This window comes from Mesorhizobium sp., from assembly GCF_005063415.1.
GTDB lineage: Bacteria > Pseudomonadota > Alphaproteobacteria > Rhizobiales > Rhizobiaceae > Mesorhizobium.
On the sequence record NZ_SUEG01000287.1, the window covers coordinates 1 to 2,645 of the forward strand.

Annotated in this window: 2 protein-coding genes and 1 pseudogene; 1 reads left to right on the forward strand and 2 read right to left on the reverse strand. The window is 56.7% G+C overall.

The genetic code is table 11. The features are described 5' to 3' along the window. The coding region (locus E5W70_RS31800) for a glycosyltransferase family 1 protein (protein ID WP_292665239.1) at window positions 1-882 on the reverse strand (882 nt) is incomplete at its 3' end. A gap of 421 nt (window positions 883-1,303) precedes the next feature. Between E5W70_RS31800 and E5W70_RS31805 the strand changes: the two genes are divergently transcribed. Beyond that, complete coding sequence (locus E5W70_RS31805) at window positions 1,304-2,227, forward strand: hypothetical protein (RefSeq protein ID WP_292665240.1); 924 nt, start codon at window positions 1,304-1,306, stop codon at window positions 2,225-2,227. Window positions 2,228-2,454: 227 nt separating this feature from the next. On the opposite strand, the pseudogene E5W70_RS31810 reads toward E5W70_RS31805, so the two are convergent. Further along, window positions 2,455-2,645: pseudogene (locus E5W70_RS31810) on the reverse strand (transcriptional regulator); the annotation flags it as partial.

Consider the following 2,645-nt stretch of genomic DNA (forward strand, 5'->3'; position numbering starts at 1 on the left):
GATGTAGCGGGTCGCTTCGTTGAGCGCGAACGGCATCCAGCCGGCACTCCAATGCCGCAGATAGCTCGGCAGGTCTGCATAGGACTTGCCGCCCAGCCAATGCAGGTTGCCTGCCGCGGGAAGGCTCGCCGGATCGATCTTCACAACGGGGCCGAGCATGACAAAATTCACTTCCGGCATTGCCGCAGCCGCCTGCGCGATAAGTTCGAGGTCGAGCCGTTCGTCGATGACCCCGAAATACCCCACCCTCGGGTGAGGTATGTCGGCCTGGTCGAGCGGGTCCTCACCTGGCGCTCTAGCCTGATGGAAATGGGCAATGTCGATGCTGCTCGGGAAGAGAAAGATCGACCGATGCAAGCTGCGCTTGGCCTCGTAGAGGCTTTGCCCGCCCGTGAAGACGATATCCGCACGTTGCAACAGCGCCTTTTCCAACTGCGTCAACTCTGCGGGAGCGTCTTTGAACGCGGAGAGTTCATCCATGCAGTCGTAGACGCAGACGTCACAGGCGAGATGATCGCTGAAACGTAGCGCCATGGGCGTATAATACCAGGCCGTCAATCGGTCATGCGGCGCAGAGGCGATGATCTGATCGACGAACCTGCGCTGAATGGCGTCTGCCCTGGCCGCGGAAGTGCCAACTGGGATAAGCGGCGTCACAATTCTGATCGTAGATGAAATATGGTTCACCCGCATCGAAGGGTGTCGCCTGTCATCGAAGATCGGCTCTTCGAAGTAAATTAGCTGTTGCTGCTTTGAAGCGAGGGTCAGAATTTGTTGTGGTCTTTGATATACGAAGTTCCATCGAAGGTGAGAAAAACAAATTAAAATAGAGGATTGTACAGTTGCTTTTGGTACTTTGGGCCGGCCCGCCGCCATTTTCATGTAAGTTATCCTTCGTTATAATTAGAAAAAGCCTCGACTAACATAAGTTAAGCGAGGCAGCTTTGACATGAAGTTCGCAGCCGTCGATATAACTTCCATCCCAGTAAGTTGTTCCATAGCTGCAAACTGTTCAGGCGAGACCATGCGTCCGCTCCACTTGCGATGGCTCAACAGAAGAGAAGGGGCGAGCCGGCCGCCCCCATTCGATCCATATGATGATGCCCCTCGAGGGCTGAAGCCCCTCGCGTTACGTCGGGATCTCACCCAATGTGGCCCTTTGCCACAGAACGGTTGAAATCCTTCAAACGTTCAACAACCGTTCATCGGCGGAGCTATAAATACGCCTGCGAATCGATTCATCTGAGTCGCGCAGGTGGTTCATTTGAATGGAGCCCGGGAGCAATCGAAGAATGGTTGGCGAATGAAGATCGACTTTGAAACCAACGTCTTTCCATTGTTTCACCCGCAGGTTGTGGATGACCTGAAGGACCCCTGTCCCGTCTTCGACGGCACGCTCTGGCACGTCTTCGGCTCAAGCGGCACGGTCACGACCGAAAGCTGGAAAATACTCCACGCCACGGCGCCGGATCTCTATGGACCCTGGACAGAGCACGAGCCGATCGTCTTGCCCATAACCGGATCGGGCGTTGCGGCACCCGGCGTCATTCATGAGTGCGGCGTCTTCCATATGTTCATCCAGACCGAATTCATGAAGTCCGGCGGACGTTGCGAGCATGCGGTCTCCAATGACGGCTTTCATTGGGTGGTGCTCAATCCGGCGATATTGTCGCTGCCCGATACCGATGAGGACGGCATCTACGATCCCCATCCGGCAATCATCGGCGGCAAGCGCTACATCGTCTATTCAGGCATGCCCAAATTCACCAGGGTGCCTCAGCCGGATGTCTTTCTGGCGCGCAGCCAATCCGATTCCTGGTTTGGGCCATGGAAACGTCTCGGCAAGATACTTGATCATCTCGACGTGCCGCATCACAATGCGCGCGAGCATCCGGATTACGAATGGGGGATCGAAGGCGCCCAGCTCGTCGAGCTGCCAGACGGTCGTGTGCTTCTCAACGCCACCTGCTTCCTCCCCGAAGGTCCGCGCGGCAGCCGGCAGCGCGTTTTCTTCGCCATCGCCGATGACGTCAAGGGTCCCTACGTTTCCGTCGGCCCCGTTCTCGACCCTGGCGAGCCCGGCGAGAACGGCCATTCGACCGTGATGATCGACGGCCGGCAACTGACCTTGTTCTATCAGAGCAGGCGTGAGGCGACGAACCATCGCTGGCGGTTCGGGTTGGCAAAGTGCGACCTGGATCGACACATACTTTCGAGAGTTGCCTAGATGTTTAAGTTCCGGCATTTGCCGGAACGGAGGATGAAACGCTGGGCGGTTGGTGGGACGGATCGCTTTGTAGCGGTGATTGAGGGTAGCAGGCGAAAGGCAACCAAGTGGGCGAAGCTTGACCGGGTATCCATATACACGTCAGGCAAGCTGGTCGCCTAAGACGACGTTCCTAGCTGCAAAGCTGGCAATAACTTTAATTGCGCGCAGCAACGCCGCCAGTCGATTCACGCGGTTTTGATCCTGAGCAGGATGTCCTGATCGTAGTTTCCAAAGCCCTTGCCGAAAATGTTGATCCCACCGGGGCGGTTGGCGTCGTCCTTGACGCCGATACGGACGCGGATTGAATGATGACTCTTCAGGTCGAGTGCGGCGAGGCCGGTTTCGGAAATCCTGAGGCCGTCGACATAGGTGCCGT